We start from the raw sequence: 14,197 nt of genomic DNA on the forward strand, positions 1-14,197 counted from the left end.
GTTATTAATGCGCGGGCGCAGCTGATGCGTCCAAGTGCCCGTCGGCAGGGGAGAAACCGTGGGGCTCATCCCAAAAAGCCAGTCGCCGCTCATAGGCGTCGACATCAGTTCAACGGCAGTGAAACTGTTGCAGCTCTCTCGTAGCGGCAATCGTTTCCGCGTGGAACACTATGCTGTGGAACCACTTCCGCCGAATGCGGTGGTGGAAAAGAACATCGTGGAAGTCGAAGCGGTAGGCGAGGCGATCCGTCGCGCCGTCAACCGTTCGGGCAGCAAGGCCAAGTTCGCAGCGGCCGCCGTGGCGGGCTCTGCGGTGATCACCAAGGTGATCCCGATGCCGGCCGATCTGGACGAGAGCGAGATGGAGGCCCAGATCGAACTGGAAGCCGTCAACTACATCCCGTACCCGATCGAAGAAGTGAACCTGGACTTCGAGGTGCTCGGGACGATCCCGAACAACCCGGAGATGGTCCAGGTGCTGCTGGCTGCCTCGCGTTCGGAGAACGTGGAACTGCGCCAGTCGGCGCTGGAACTGGGCGGACTGATCGCCAAGGTGATGGACGTGGAGGCCTTCGCGGTCGAAAACGCCTTTGCCCTGGTCGCCAGCGAGCTGCCGGTATCCAGTGACGGCGTGGTCGCGCTGGTCGATATCGGCGCCACCATGACCACGCTGAACGTGTTGCGTGGGGGACGCAGCCTGTACAGCCGTGAGCAGGTATTCGGTGGCAAGCAGCTGACGGACGAGATCATGCGCCGTTTCGGCCTGAGCTATGAGGAAGCCGGACTGGCCAAGCGTCAGGGTGGGCTGCCGGAAAGCTACGAAATGGAAGTGCTGGAACCGTTCAAGGAAGCCACTGTCCAGCAGATCAGCCGTCTGCTGCAGTTCTTCTACGCGGGCAGCGAGTTCAATCGCGTCGATCACATCGTGCTGGCCGGCGGCTGTGCCGCGCTGACCGGCCTGCCTGACCTGGTGGAAGAGCAGCTGGGCGTGCCGACCGTGGTGGCCAATCCCTTGGCGCAGATGACGCTGGGCCCGAAGGTGCAGGCGCATGCGCTTGCCCTGGATGCGCCGGCGCTGATGATCGCCACCGGCCTGGCGATGAGGAGCTTCGACTGATGGCACGGATCAATCTGCTGCCGTGGCGCGCCGAGCGGCGCAAGCAACGCCAGCGTGAGTTCTACGCAATGTTGGGCATGGCCGCGATCGGCGGCCTGCTGTTGTCGCTGATGGTGTGGTTCTACTACGACCGTCAGGTCAGCGGCCAGGAAGAACGCAATACCTTCCTGCAGGCTGAGATCGACAAGGTGAAGCTGCAGAACACCGAGATCGATCGCCTTGATTCGCAGAAGGAACGCCTGCTGGCGCGCAAGACGGTCATCGAGGAACTGCAGTCCAAGCGGTCGCAGATGGTCCATCTGTTCGACGCGCTGGTACGTACCATCCCCGATGGCGTCGTGCTGACCGCGTTGAAGCAGGAAGGCGACGTGCTGACCCTGGAGGGGCGGACACAGTCCAATGCCCGCGTGTCGGCGTACATGCGCAACCTGGAAACGTCCGGCTGGATGACCAATCCGGAGCTGGCGATCATCGAAGCGCGTGATCCCGAGAAGGAAAAGGAGGGCAACAAGGCCCTCGCGCTTGCCGACATCAGCGCGCTTCCTTATGTGTTCGTGGTGAAGGTGAAGCTGCCGGCACAGAGCGAAGAAACCACGCTCAATCCGGATGGCTCGGTGGCGGATCCGACGGCGCCCGCGCCGGTCGATCCGGCTGCATTGGCACCGCTGGCACCGGCTGATGCAGCCGCTCCGGCCGCTCCGGCCGCCGGCCCTGCACCCGCTGCAGCACCGGCATCGACCGCACCGCCGGCGCCTGCAGGCAGCCGCCTGACCCCGGCCGCCCCGCAGACACCGCCGGCCAGCGGCCAGGAGCGCTCGCAATGAGCCAGAAGAAAATCAACCTCAACGAGTTGGACTTCAATGACATCGGCAACTGGCCGCAGCAGGCGAAAATCGTCTTCTGCGTGCTGATCGCGCTGGTGATCATGGCCGTGTCCTGGTTCGCCCTGATCAGCGGCAAGCGCGATGAGCTGGCCTCGCTGGAAGTGCGCGAGACCGAGCTGCGTACCGAGTTCGAAAAGGAACAGGGGCGCGCGGTCAACCTGGAGCCGCTGAAGCAGCAGCTCGGTCAGATGGAGCAGGTGCTGCAGCAGATGCTGCGCCAGTTGCCCAGCAAGACCGAAATGCCGGACCTGATCATCGACGTTTCGCAGACCGCGCTGTCCAGTGGCCTGGTCAACGAGCTGTTCGAGCCGGAGTCCGAAGAGGTGCGTGAATTCTACGCCGAGAAGCCGATCAAGCTGCGCATGGTGGGCAGTTACCACCAGTTCGGTGCGTTCGTCAGTGGCGTGGCCTCGCTGCCGCGCGTGGTCATCCTGACCATGCACGACATCAACCTCAAGCCGAAGGATCCCAAGACCGGCATCAACCCGGCCTCGATCCGCGCCGGCGCGCTGGAGCTGTCCGGTACGGTCAAGACCTATCGTTACCTCGACGAGGCGGAGATGGAGCAGCAGGAGAAGGAGGCCGCCGACAAGGCAGCCGCCGCCAACGGGGGTGCGCAATGACCCGTTCCTGGATGCTGCGTGGTATCGGCTTGATGATGTTGGTGCTGTTGGCCGGTTGCGGTCGCGGCATCAGCAGCACGCCGGGCGATGCGCCGAACCTGGAGAAGTGGGTGGCCGACGTGCGTGCGCGTCCGGCGCCGCCCCTCGAGCCGTTGCCGGTGATGCAGCAGTTCGAAACGTTTGAATACTCGGCACAGGGCATGCGGGATCCGTTCACCGATGCCTGGGCCAACCCGCAGGGGGGCAGTGGCCTGCGTCCGGACCCGAACCGTCGGAAAGAACCGCTCGAGGCCTTCCCGCTGGACAGTCTGGACATGGTCGGCACCCTCGGCACCGGTCCGGGCACCGTCGCGGTGGTGATGGCGCCGGACAAGGTCAGCTACAGGGTGCGGCCGGGCGTGTACATGGGGCAGAGCGATGGCCGGGTAACCGGGGTCTTCGAGGACCGCATCGAACTGATTGAGCTGGTGCCGGATGGCGCGGGCGGGTGGCTGGAACGGCCGGCCGCGCTCTCGCTTGAAGATCAATGATCGTTTACTGGGGATAGCACGATGACCTTTCACAATGCCAAGGGGCTGCGTCCGATCCGGCGCCCAACCTTGAACCGCATCGGCGCGCTGGGAGTCGCGTTGATGCTGGCCTGCGGCCACGCGACCGCGGCTGCGCCCAACGGCGCGCCCGCCGCCAGCGCCGCAACGCCTGTTGCCGCGCCGGCTTCGCTGTCGGTCGCCAAGATCGACTTCAAGCGTGGCGCTGACGGCGCAGGCCGGCTGATCCTGCAGTTCGATGGCCAAGGCGCCAACCCGGACCTGCGCAGCCAAGGCAACAGCGTGGTCATCGACGTCGGCAATGCCAGCCTGCCCGCGCAGCTGCAGAAGCCGCTTGATGTCACCGACTTCGCCACGCCGGTGCAGCGCATCGACGCCAAGCCGTATGGCGGTGGTACGCAGCTCGTGCTCAGCACGAACACCGCGTTCGAGTCGCTGGCCTACCAGAGCGGCAACGAATACGTGGTGGAGATCACCCCGAAGCAGGGTCTTGCGGCCACCGGTGCGGTCACGACCAGCAGCATCAACCAGGCGGCGGCAGCCGTTGCGCAGCGCGGTTACAGCGGGCGCCCGGTGACGTTCAATTTCCAGGACGTGCCGGTTCGCACGGTGCTGCAGCTGATCGCTGAAGAGTCCAACCTGAACGTCGTGGCATCCGACAGCGTGCAGGGCAATGTGACCTTGCGCCTGGTCAACGTGCCGTGGGACCAGGCGCTGGACATCGTGTTGCGGGCCAAGGGCCTGGACAAGCGTCGCGATGGCAGCGTGATCTGGGTCGGCCCGCAGCAGGAGCTGGCGAAGTTCGAGCAGGAAAAAGAAGACGCCCGCATCGCGATCGAGAACCGTGAGGACCTGATCACCGATTACGTGCAGATCAATTACCACAGCGCCTCGGCGATCTTCAAAGCGCTGACCGAAGCCCGTGGCATCGGCGGCTCGTCCGGCGGTGGTGGTGGTGGTGGCAGTGGCGGCGGCGGCGCACAGCAGGAAGACAGCGGCTTCCTGACCTCGCGTGGCCGCATCGTGGCTGACGAACGCACCAACATGCTGATGATCAGCGACATTCCGAAGAAGGTCGCGCGCATGCGTGAACTGATCGGCGTGATTGATCGTCCGGTCGACCAAGTGCTGATCGAAAGCCGCATCGTGATCGCTACCGACACCTTCGCCCGCGAGCTGGGCGCGAAGTTTGGTGTCAGTGGCAGCCGTGACAATGTGTATTTCGGCGGAAAGCTTGAAGGCAATGCTGCGAACATCACCAGCGATGGCGCCAGTGCTACTGCGTATCAGCGTGCGCTGAACGAGTGGATCGCGGGCGGGCAAACCGGTGCGGCTCCAGTGCGCAATCCGCGCAGCATCGTCAACAATCCCATTTTCAACCTGCCGGTGGCGTCCACGAGCAATCCGGGATCGCTGGCGTTGTCGATCCTCAATGCTGGCTACCTGCTCGACGTAGAGCTTTCGGCCATGCAGCGTGAATCACGTGGCGAAGTGATCTCGAACCCGCGGGTTGTGACCACTAACCAGCGCGAAGCACTGATCAAGCAGGGTAAGGAAATTGGCTACGTCACCATCAGCGGTGGCGGTGCCGGTGGCGCTGCGCAGGCCAATGTGCAGTTCAAGGAAGTGGTGCTGGAACTGCGGGTCACCCCGACCATCACCAACGACAACCGTGTGTTCCTGAACATGGTGGTCAAAAAGGACGAAGTCGATCAGCTGATCGAACTGCAAGGCTATGGCACGGTGCCGTCGATCAACCGTCGCGAAGTCAACACGGCGGTGCTGGTGGATGATGGCCAGACCGTGGTCATCGGTGGTGTGTACGAGTTCACCGACCGCAGCAGCATCAGCAAGGTGCCGTTCCTGGGCGACGTGCCGTTCCTCGGCAACCTGTTCAAGCAGCGTGGCCGCAACAAGGACAAGGCCGAACTGCTGGTCTTCGTCACCCCGAAGGTGCTGCGCGTGGCCAAGAAAGCCGACTGACGCGTCGTCGCACTGCTGTATGAAGAAGGGCCGCCTTGTGCGGCCCTTTTTCATGGGCCCGACCCGCAGCCTGTGCGAGGCCGCTCGCAGTCGATCAATGCCTCGCATGAACATGAAGCCCAGCCACATGCCTTCCGCAAATTCATTGCCGTGGCACGGTGCGGGGCGTACCGTCCCCGCTTTGTCGGCCTGGGAGCTGCGCCCGTGATGGAGCGCGCCGCGGCTGACCGAGGTGGTCTCCAATGACAGTAGCGGATTGTTCCAGATGTGATGCAGTGTGCTGCAGGTTGACCGCCATTCTCGAGGCGGACGACGCCGTTCCGCTGCACCTGACGACCGAACACACCAGCGGCAAGCGGGCGATGGCGCGGGGCGAGGACGGCTGGTGTGTGGCGATGGACCGTACGCAGATGCGCTGCGGTATCTATGACATCCGGCCGGCCGTCTGCCACCGATTCACCATGGCGGGACCCTACTGCGAGGCGATCCGCGAGGATTACTACGAACACGGTTCTGCGCAGGGCTGATGCCGCTGACCGGGTTTGACGCAGACCCGATGCAGATCCTGCCATCATGGGCATGGAACCTATCGCGCGTTGCGGAGGTCATATGGATGCCATGAATACACCTCCCTCCATACCCGACACCTTTCCGACCCCCGGCCTGATCGCGGCCACGCCCGAGCATGCGCGACTGCATGACGACTTCCAGACGCTGCGCGCCGCGCTGAGTACGGAGATCGTCGGCCAGGCCGAGCTGGTCGAGCGGCTGCTGATCGCGCTTCTCGCTGACGGCCACCTGTTGGTGGAAGGCGCGCCCGGGCTGGCCAAGACCACGGCGATCCGCGCGCTGGCCAGCCGACTGGACGCGGATTTTTCCCGCGTGCAGTTCACCCCGGACCTGCTGCCGGCCGATCTGACCGGTACCGAAATCTGGCGCCCGCAGGAAGGCCGCTTCGAGTTTGTGCCCGGCCCGATCTTCCACCCGATCCTGTTGGCCGACGAGATCAACCGCGCCCCGGCCAAGGTGCAGTCCGCACTGCTGGAAGCGATGGGCGAGCGCCAGGTCACGGTGGGTCGACACACGTATCCGCTGCCGCCGCTGTTCCTGGTGATGGCCACGCAGAACCCGATCGAGCAGGAAGGTACCTTCCCGCTGCCGGAAGCGCAGCTGGACCGCTTCCTGATGTATGTGCGCATCGGTTACCCCGACGAGGGCGCGGAAACCGAGATCCTGCGCCTGGCGCGTGAGCGTGCGCGGGGTGCGCTGGACGCGCCCGCGACCGCGCCCCCGCGCATGCCGATGGCCGATGTCTACGCGGCGCGTCGCGCTGTGCTGGACCTGCATTTTTCGCCGGCGCTGGAGCGTTATCTGGTTGAACTGGTCCTCGCCTCGCGTCAGCCCGCACGCTACGATGCGGCCCTCGCACGACGCATTGCCTGGGGCGCAAGTCCGCGTGGTTCGATCGCGCTGGAGCGCTGCGCGCGTGCCCGTGCCTGGCTGGCCGGGCGTGATTTCGTCACCCCGGACGACGTGCGCGCGATCGCCGGCGACGTGCTGCGTCACCGCGTGCTGCCCAGCTACGAAGCCGTCGCCGAGGGCTGGGATGGCGAGCGGCTGGTGCAGGAACTGCTGGCCCGCGTGCCGGCACCCTGAACCCCATGCCGGTGAACGACAGTCATGACATCGCCGCAGGCGATGGCCTGGTGCCCACCTTGGCCGAGCTGGTCGCGCTGCGCGGTTCCGCCGTGCGCCCGCCGGCGCCGCGGCGAGGCCGGGTAGGGCAGGCCGGGCAGGCACCGTCGGCGATGCGCGGGCGGGGGATGGAGTATGCAGAATCACGCGAGTACGTCGCCGGTGATGACGCGCGGCATATCGATTGGCGGGTGACCGCACGCAGCGGCCGCACCCATACCAAGCTGTTCCAGGCTGAGCGCGAACGCGTCAGCCTGATCGTCGCCGACACCGACCCGGCGCTCTATTTCGGCACCCGTACGCGGTTCAAATCCGTGCAGGCCGCTCGGGTCGGTGCGGTCGCGGCCTGGTCGGCACAGCGTCGCGGTGATCGGCTGGCCGCCCTGCGCGGCAGCTTGACCGAGGCCCCGATTCCACCTGCCGGCGGCACGCGTGGTGTGCTGCGGGTGCTTGATGCGCTGAGCCGCTGGTATGCCGCTCCGCCACCGGATGATGCAGGCCTGGAGCATGCGCTGCACCAGGCCCGGCGCGTGCTGCGTCCCGGTGCACGGATGCTGGTGCTGGCCGATCCCTTGCGCGCCGCCGCGATCCCGCTGGCGCAATGGGCGGGACTCGCCCAGCATCATGAAATCGATGTGCTGTTGATGGTGGATCCCCTGGAGCTGGAGCCGCCGCGTGATGCGTTGGCGTTCCTGGCCGAATCGCGACGCGTGCGCGTGGACCTGCGCAGCAGTGCCGTGCGCAGTCACTGGCAGGCCCACTTCGCCGATCCGCTGCAGCAGTTGCAAGAGACGCTTGCCGCGCGACGTATCGCGGTGCATGTCGTGGCCACCAACGTAGACAGCGCGAGCTGGCTGTCACCGGCCGTACGCGAGGTCGTGGCATGAGCACGAACCTGCCACTGCGCGACGTGCACCTGCCCCCTGCGCCGAGTCTGTGGCCGCCCGCGCCGGGGTGGTGGGCAGTGGCCGCCGTTGTCCTGCTTCTGCTGGCGATCCCGCTGCTGTTGCGTGCGCGGCGCCTTCGCCGCGAACGGGCCTGGCAACGGCAGTTCGATGCCGAGCTCGCCGCCGCCGGCACGGCCGCTGCACGGGTGGCGGCGCTGTTGGTCCTGCTGCGTCGTGCAGCACGCCAGCAACGGCCCGGCGATGAGGTGCTGCAGGGCGATGCGTGGTTGCAGGTGGTGGACCCGACGGGTTCGCTGTCCCCGCCGCAGAAAGCGCTCCTGCTGCACGGGGCCTACCAGCCCCACGTGGACCCGCAGCAGCTTGCCGCGCTGGAACCTTGGGCCCGCACACGCTACGTGTCGCTGTTGAAGGAGGGCGCGCGATGACGTTGCCCGCTTGGCCGTGGCCGGATCTTCTGCTTGCGTGGCCGTGGGCGCTGCTCGCCTTGCCGCTGCCCTGGCTGATGCGCTGGTGGCCGCGGCGGGCGGCCCAGCAAGGGGCTGCCCTGCGCGTGCCGTGGTCGGCGCAGCATCTGCAGGAGATCGCCGGCGAGGCCCGCCATGACGGCGCCCGCCTTCATCGTGCGATGCTGTGGCTGGGCTGGTGTTGCCTGTGCATCGCCTTTGCGCGGCCGCAGCTGCTTGGCGAGGCGGTGAGCCCGCCGGTGCAGGCCCGTCAGCTGATGCTGGCCATGGACGTGTCCGGCAGCATGGGCGAGCCGGACATGGTGCTGGGCAGCCAGGTGGTCGAGCGCCTGACGGCGGCCAAGGCCGTGCTTGCGGACTTCCTGGACCGGCGTGCAGGGGATCGCGTCGGCCTGCTGGTGTTCGGTGACCGCGCCTACGCGTTGACGCCGATCACCGCGGACCTGGCCAGCGTGCGTGAACAGCTGGGCGATGCGGTGGTGGGGTTGGCCGGGCGCGAGACGGCGATCGGCGATGCGATCACCCTGGCCGTGAAACGCCTGCGCAGCCAGCCTGAGGGGCAGCGCGTGCTGATCCTGCTGACCGACGGCGTCAACAATGCCGGCGTGCTGGCTCCGCTGCGGGCGGCCGAACTGGCTGCCACCGAGCACGTCCGCGTGTACACCGTCGCCTTCGGCGGCGATGGCGGCATGAAACTGTTCGGCATGGACATCGGGCAAGCGCAGGATCCGGTGGATGAAGCCACCCTGCGCAGGATCGCCGACGTCACCGGTGGACGTTTTTTCCGTGCGCGTGACACCGCGCAACTGGCTGGCATCTATGCCGAGCTGGACCGGTTGGAGCCGGTGACGGCGCTCGGGCCGGCACTGCGGCCACGCAACGAAGTGTATTTCTGGGCCTTGGCGTTGGCGATGCTGCTGGGCGCGCTGGCATGGCTGTGGCCGGGGCGGCAACGATGATGTCCGACGTTCTGACGATGGTGCACTGGACGCGCCCGCACCTGCTGTGGGGGCTGCTGGTCCTTCCCGTGATCGCACTGTGGGCATGGCGCCGCAGTCGCGTCGCGGGTCGCTGGCAACAGGCCGTGGATGCTCACCTGTTGCCGCATCTGCTGCAGGGCGGAAGTGCCAGCGCGCGGCGCTGGCCGTGGGCCGTACTGCTGGGCTGGTTGCTCGCGGTGGTGGCGGTGGCTGGACCGGGGTGGCGACAACAGACGCAGACCCTGCTGCAGCCGCAGTCGCCGCTGGTGGTGGTGCTGGATCTGTCCACGCGGGTCGGCGCTACCGATCTGCCGCCATCGCGGTTGCTGCAGGTACGCGCGAAGCTGGCCTCGCTGTTGCAGCAGCGCGAGGGAGGCCAGATCGCGCTGGTGGCCTATGCCGATGACGCCTACACCGTGGCCCCGCTCACTGACGACGTCGCCAATGTGGCCCTTTACCTTGATTCCCTGTCGCCGCAGGTGATGCCGGCCGACGGCCAGCGCGCCGACCGCGCACTGGATTGGGCCACGCTGCTGCTGCAGCGAAGCGGCATGCGCGGTGGCCAGATCCTGCTGCTGACCGATCAGGCTGACGACGGCGCGGTAGCGGCGGCTGCGCAGGCGCACGCGCAGGGGATGCGGGTGTCGGTGCTCGGCGTGGGTACGCCGGCAGGCACGGCGTATCGCGATGGGCGCGGCCAGATCAGCAACGCCGCACTTGATGAAAAGAGCCTGTCACGGTTGGCAGCAGCTGGCGGTGGCCGCTACCAGCGGCTGGCTCGCGATGGTACGGACCTGCAGGCACTGGACGTGCTGCAGGCGGACCAGGTGTCCGGTGAACAGGAGCGCGGCAGTGCACGGCAATGGCTGGACCAGGGCTACTGGCTGCTGCCGCCGGTGATGCTGCTCGCACTGCTGGCGTTTCGCCGTCGTGCGGCGGTGCTGTCGGTGCTGGTGCTGCTGGGCGCATCGACGATGCTGCCCGTGCCGCTGCAGGCACAGGAAAAGGCGGCAGCCGCGCTGTCGGCGCAGGCCGACAAGGCCACCCCGTGGCTGCGCCTGGACCAACGCCGGCAACAGCGTCTGGAACAAGGCGTGCGTGCCTACCAGCAGGGCGATTTCGGCACCGCCGCGCGGCAGTTCGAAGCGGTGGACAACGCCGAGGGCTGGTACAACCTCGGCAATGCGCGCGCGCGACAGGGTGATCTGGACGGGGCCATACAGGCCTACGACCGTGCATTGATCCAGCGGCCGGCGATGGAGGATGCGGTCGCCAACCGGGCCGTGGTGGATGCGGCGCGCAAGCGCAAGAAGCCGCCCGGTGCGAAAGCGGGCGCATCGCCGCCGTCACAGGGCGGGAAGGGGCAGCAGCAGGCAGGGCAGGGCCAACCGCCGGCGCAACCGCCTGCGCAGCCACCGAAGGCATCCGGCTCGCCAGGCGCTGGCGCCCCACCGTCGCCGTCGCAGCAGAACACGACCCCCAACGCGCAGCCATCCAACAACGACGGCCAAGGTGCGCCGCAGCAGAAGCCTTCCGCTGATCCGCAGGCACAGGCACGCGCCGATGCCGAACAGCGTCAGCGCATGCAGCAGGCCATGAAGAGCGGCCAGGGCGATGGTGATGGCAAGCAACAGCAGCCGGCGCAACGCACGGATGGCCGGACTCCGCAGCAACGCGAACAGCAGCAGGCGGTGGAAGCCTGGATGCGGCGCGTACCGGACCAGCCCGGCGATCTGCTGCGGGCCAAGTTCCAGCTGGAAACCGAACGCAGGAAACGCGAAGGACCATGATGCGACACGCCCCCCCCTATACCCTCATGCGGATGCCGACGTGGCTGCTGGTGCTGATGCTGCTCTGCCTGCCGGCAGGCGCGCAGGCGCAGACCCGTGCCTGGCTCGACCGCGCCCAGGTGGACCTCGGCGACACGGCGACGTTGAACATCCAGACCGACAGCGATGCAGCGCCGGATCTGGCGCCGTTGCGCGCCGACTTCCAGCTCAGCAACCAGACCCGCAGCCGCCAGGTGGAGTGGAGCAACGGGCGCATGCAGACCCGCACGCTGCACGGCGTTGCGTTGTCACCGCGACGGGCCGGCACCCTGGTGTTGCCGCCGTTGCAGGTGGGATCGGTGTCCACGCCCGCCCTGCAGCTGCAGGTACGCGAGGCGGCGCCTGCACGCAATGACGGCAGCGCGCTGGCCTTCATTGAAACCGAGGTGGATGATCGCAGCCCGTATGTGCAGCAGAGCGTTGGCGTGGTCGTGCGGTTGTATTACGCCGCGCAGCTTGCCTCCGGCTCGCTGGTGCTGGATACCCCCGCGGGTGCGTCGCTGCAGGTGGTCGGACAGGACCGCACCGACGTGCGCGAAGTGAACGGACGACGCTATAACGTGGCTGAGCGTCGCTACCTGCTGATCCCGGAACGCAGCGGGCCGCTCACGCTGGTTGGTGCGCGCTTCGACGGACGCTCGGCGGGCAGCTTCTTCGATGATTTCTTCGGCGGCCGCGGCGATGGCCGCCTGCGTGCAGCCGCTGCGGACCAGACGCTCCAGGTGCAGGCACAACCGGCGGATGCACCGCAACCCTGGCTGCCGCTGCACGATCTGCGGCTGCGCTACACGCTTGCACCCGACCGTGCACGCAGCGGTGAAGCGGCGACGATCGAGGTCGAAGCAGTTGCCGTTGGCGCGACGCGCGCGCAGTTCACCGAACTGCCGGTGCCGGACGTGGGGGCCGATGCCCAGGTCTTCGCCGAGCCAGCGCAGTACGACGAAACCTTCGTCGGTGGATCGCCGCAGCTGAAGATCACGCGCAAGTACGCGGTCGTGCCGCGCCGCGAGGGCGCCCTGACCGTGCCGGGCATGCAACTGCGCTGGTGGGATGTGACGGCCGGGCAGGCGCGCAGCAGCACGCTGCCCGACCTGACGTTGGCCGTCGCGACGGGGGCGGCCGGCGCGGCATCCCCCGTGCCGCCGGTCCAGCCGGTGGATACCGACGCCGCCTTGCCGGGTAGTGAGGGCGAGCTGTCCGCCAACGGCCAGCATCCGCCGCGCGCGGCGGCTCCGTGGCCGTGGATCGCAGCGGTGGGCGGGCTGGTGCTGCTATGGCTGCTGACCCTGTGGTGGGGCTGGCGTCGCGGGCGCCAGCGTGCTGACGTGAGCGTCCCGGTGGCGGCTGCGGATGGCGCTGGTGCCACGCGTTCCTCCACCAAAGCGCTGCGCCGCGTGCTGGAGTCCGAAGACCTGTCCGTGGTCGCGTCCACCCTGTGCACCCTGGCCGGGGTGGCGCGACTGGAGCAGGTAATGGAAAAGCTGGGCGATCCCCGTCAGCGCGCGGCGCTGCAGGCGCTGCAGCAGGCGCGCTGGGCGGGCGAGGGCGACCTGGTCGCGGTGCGCCGGCTGCTGAAGGAGGCCTTCCATGACGGTCCGCACTGGTCGCAGCCCGTGGAAATCGCGCAGACTGGGTTGCCCCCCCTGTATCCGCGCGGTTGAAACACGCCGCGTGGCGGGGTGCAGCGCTTTGCTAAAGTACGCTCACTTGTAAGGAAAACGACCCGATGACAGCAGCCAGCCCCGCGAAGAAGAAGATGCCCCTGCACTGGAAGATGGGCATCGGCTTCGCCCTTGGCTTGGTCCTCGGCCTCGTGGTGCACGCGCTGGGCGGGCAGAACCCGGCCTTGATGGAGGCGGCCAAGTGGGTGATGCATTACGTCACCACGCCGGCCTCGGGCCTGTTCCTCAATCTCATTTTCATGCTCATCGTGCCGTTGATCTTCTCCGCGCTGGTGATGGGCGTGTCGGAAATGGGCGACGTGCGTTCGCTCGGCCGTATTGGCTGGAAGACGCTGGCCTACACCATCGTGTTGTCCAGCATCGCGGTGGCCATCGGGCTGGTGCTGGTCAACGTGCTCAAGCCAGGCGTCGGCGTGGATCCGGCGATGGCCAACCAGATCCTGGCCGAGAACCTGGAGCGCTCCAAGGAGATCGTCGCCGGCGTCGGCAGCCAGCCGAAGGGCGCGGACATGCTGCTGTCCATCGTGCCGAACAACATCGTCGCCGCTGCCTCCAGCAATGGGGCGATCCTGTCACTGATGTTCTTCGCCCTGATGTTCGGCATCGGCATGGTGCTCACTGCGGAAGAGAAAGTCGCGCCGCTGCGTCGTGCGATCGAAGGTATTTTCGAAGTCTCGATGACCCTGATCAACCTGGTCATCCGCCTGGCGCCGTACGCGGTCGCTTGCTTCATGTTCAACCTGGCCGCGTTGTTCGGCTTCGAGCTGCTGATCCGCCTGGGCGCCTACGTCGGCGTGGTGGTGCTGGCGCTGGGGCTGCACATGGTGGTCACCTACGGCGTGGCCGTCTGGTTGTCCGGCCGCTCGCCGTTGGCGTTCTTCCGCGATACGCAGGAAGCCACGGTGATGGCCTTCTCCACGGCCTCCAGCAATGCCACCCTGCCGACCGCGCTGCGCGTGGCGGACGAGATGGGCCTGCCGCAGAAAGTGTCGCGTTTCGTGCTGACGGTGGGGGCAACGGCCAACCAGAACGGTACCGCGTTGTTTGAAGGTGTCACGGTGATCTTCCTGGCGCAGTTCTTCGGCGTGGACCTGAGCATCGGCCAGCAGGTGATGGTGATGGCGGTCTGCATCCTCGGCGGCATCGGCACAGCCGGCGTGCCGTCGGGCTCGCTGCCGGTGGTGGCGATGATCTGCGCGATGGTCGGGGTGAACCCGCTGGGCATCGGCCTGATCCTGGGCGTGAACCATTTCCTGGACATGTGCCGTACGGCGCTGAATGTCACCGGCGATCTGGCCTTGACCACGCTGGTGGCGAAAGGCGAAGTCGAAGACCCGCTGGTGCCGACTCCTGCGCCTGATCGCATCGCTTGAATCCACGCATCGGCGGTACCGGGTCGAATGATGCCCTGGTAGCGCCGAGCCGTGCTCGGCGGGTTCCCCCGTGCGCCGCTGCGCTCGCCGACCATGGGTCGGCGCTACCGG

13 protein-coding genes are annotated in these 14,197 nt (G+C 67.1%); all 13 read left to right on the forward strand.

The window, feature by feature from the left end:
- Positions 1 to 58: 58 nt before the first annotated feature.
- The 13 genes from ABRP17_RS12690 (at position 59) to ABRP17_RS12750 (ending at position 14,086) form a co-directional block, all read left to right on the forward strand.
- Positions 59 to 1,117: a pilus assembly protein PilM gene (locus ABRP17_RS12690; RefSeq protein WP_342589185.1), complete on the forward strand. Its 1,059-nt coding sequence runs from the start codon at positions 59 to 61 to the stop codon at positions 1,115 to 1,117.
- Positions 1,117 to 1,941 (forward strand): PilN domain-containing protein, encoded by an 825-nt coding sequence (locus tag ABRP17_RS12695; RefSeq protein ID WP_188326307.1) that lies wholly within the window; start codon positions 1,117 to 1,119, stop codon positions 1,939 to 1,941. Before ABRP17_RS12690 ends, ABRP17_RS12695 begins: the two co-directional genes overlap by 1 nt.
- Positions 1,938 to 2,624 (forward strand): type 4a pilus biogenesis protein PilO, encoded by a 687-nt coding sequence (locus ABRP17_RS12700; RefSeq protein WP_349986165.1) that lies wholly within the window; start codon positions 1,938 to 1,940, stop codon positions 2,622 to 2,624. Before ABRP17_RS12695 ends, ABRP17_RS12700 begins: the two co-directional genes overlap by 4 nt.
- Positions 2,621 to 3,154: a pilus assembly protein PilP gene (locus ABRP17_RS12705; RefSeq protein WP_188326309.1), complete on the forward strand. Its 534-nt coding sequence runs from the start codon at positions 2,621 to 2,623 to the stop codon at positions 3,152 to 3,154. Before ABRP17_RS12700 ends, ABRP17_RS12705 begins: the two co-directional genes overlap by 4 nt.
- Positions 3,155 to 3,175: 21 nt before the next feature.
- Positions 3,176 to 5,155, forward strand: a complete 1,980-nt coding sequence (locus tag ABRP17_RS12710; protein WP_349986163.1) for a type IV pilus secretin PilQ family protein — start codon at positions 3,176 to 3,178, stop codon at positions 5,153 to 5,155.
- A 242-nt stretch (positions 5,156 to 5,397) separates the two neighbouring features.
- Positions 5,398 to 5,682, forward strand: a complete 285-nt coding sequence (locus ABRP17_RS12715; RefSeq protein WP_188326311.1) for a YkgJ family cysteine cluster protein — start codon at positions 5,398 to 5,400, stop codon at positions 5,680 to 5,682.
- Positions 5,683 to 5,773: 91 nt separating this feature from the next.
- On the forward strand, positions 5,774 to 6,811 hold the full coding sequence (locus tag ABRP17_RS12720) for a MoxR family ATPase (RefSeq protein ID WP_188326312.1): 1,038 nt from the start codon (positions 5,774 to 5,776) through the stop codon (positions 6,809 to 6,811).
- Between the two features lie 5 nt (positions 6,812 to 6,816).
- Positions 6,817 to 7,737, forward strand: a complete 921-nt coding sequence (locus ABRP17_RS12725) for a DUF58 domain-containing protein (protein WP_349986162.1) — start codon at positions 6,817 to 6,819, stop codon at positions 7,735 to 7,737.
- Complete coding sequence (locus tag ABRP17_RS12730) at positions 7,734 to 8,183, forward strand: DUF4381 family protein (protein ID WP_349986160.1); 450 nt, start codon at positions 7,734 to 7,736, stop codon at positions 8,181 to 8,183. The genes ABRP17_RS12725 and ABRP17_RS12730 overlap by 4 nt, the downstream gene beginning before the upstream one ends.
- Positions 8,180 to 9,181 (forward strand): VWA domain-containing protein, encoded by a 1,002-nt coding sequence (locus ABRP17_RS12735; protein ID WP_188326315.1) that lies wholly within the window; start codon positions 8,180 to 8,182, stop codon positions 9,179 to 9,181. Before ABRP17_RS12730 ends, ABRP17_RS12735 begins: the two co-directional genes overlap by 4 nt.
- Complete coding sequence (locus ABRP17_RS12740; RefSeq protein ID WP_349986159.1) at positions 9,181 to 10,992, forward strand: VWA domain-containing protein; 1,812 nt, start codon at positions 9,181 to 9,183, stop codon at positions 10,990 to 10,992. The genes ABRP17_RS12735 and ABRP17_RS12740 overlap by 1 nt, the downstream gene beginning before the upstream one ends.
- Positions 10,992 to 12,692: a BatD family protein gene (locus tag ABRP17_RS12745; protein WP_349986192.1), complete on the forward strand. Its 1,701-nt coding sequence runs from the start codon at positions 10,992 to 10,994 to the stop codon at positions 12,690 to 12,692. Before ABRP17_RS12740 ends, ABRP17_RS12745 begins: the two co-directional genes overlap by 1 nt.
- Before the next feature lie 65 nt (positions 12,693 to 12,757).
- On the forward strand, positions 12,758 to 14,086 hold the full coding sequence (locus ABRP17_RS12750) for a dicarboxylate/amino acid:cation symporter (RefSeq protein WP_349986157.1): 1,329 nt from the start codon (positions 12,758 to 12,760) through the stop codon (positions 14,084 to 14,086).
- Positions 14,087 to 14,197 lie beyond the last annotated feature (111 nt).

Origin of the sequence: Stenotrophomonas sp. WHRI 8082 (genome assembly GCF_040223995.2) — a bacterium.
Taxonomy (GTDB): domain Bacteria; phylum Pseudomonadota; class Gammaproteobacteria; order Xanthomonadales; family Xanthomonadaceae; genus Stenotrophomonas.

Coding starts and splice junctions, on each gene's coding strand:
- ABRP17_RS12695 (WP_188326307.1), top strand. CDS start 1,117: ATGGCACGGATCAATCTGCTGCCGTGGCGCGCCGAGCGGCGCAAGCAA.
- ABRP17_RS12700 (WP_349986165.1), top strand. CDS start 1,938: ATGAGCCAGAAGAAAATCAACCTCAACGAGTTGGACTTCAATGACATC.
- ABRP17_RS12705 (WP_188326309.1), top strand. CDS start 2,621: ATGACCCGTTCCTGGATGCTGCGTGGTATCGGCTTGATGATGTTGGTG.
- ABRP17_RS12710 (WP_349986163.1), top strand. CDS start 3,176: ATGACCTTTCACAATGCCAAGGGGCTGCGTCCGATCCGGCGCCCAACC.
- ABRP17_RS12715 (WP_188326311.1), top strand. CDS start 5,398: ATGACAGTAGCGGATTGTTCCAGATGTGATGCAGTGTGCTGCAGGTTG.
- ABRP17_RS12720 (WP_188326312.1), top strand. CDS start 5,774: ATGAATACACCTCCCTCCATACCCGACACCTTTCCGACCCCCGGCCTG.
- ABRP17_RS12725 (WP_349986162.1), top strand. CDS start 6,817: ATGCCGGTGAACGACAGTCATGACATCGCCGCAGGCGATGGCCTGGTG.
- ABRP17_RS12730 (WP_349986160.1), top strand. CDS start 7,734: ATGAGCACGAACCTGCCACTGCGCGACGTGCACCTGCCCCCTGCGCCG.
- ABRP17_RS12735 (WP_188326315.1), top strand. CDS start 8,180: ATGACGTTGCCCGCTTGGCCGTGGCCGGATCTTCTGCTTGCGTGGCCG.
- ABRP17_RS12740 (WP_349986159.1), top strand. CDS start 9,181: ATGTCCGACGTTCTGACGATGGTGCACTGGACGCGCCCGCACCTGCTG.
- ABRP17_RS12745 (WP_349986192.1), top strand. CDS start 10,992: ATGCGACACGCCCCCCCCTATACCCTCATGCGGATGCCGACGTGGCTG.
- ABRP17_RS12750 (WP_349986157.1), top strand. CDS start 12,758: ATGACAGCAGCCAGCCCCGCGAAGAAGAAGATGCCCCTGCACTGGAAG.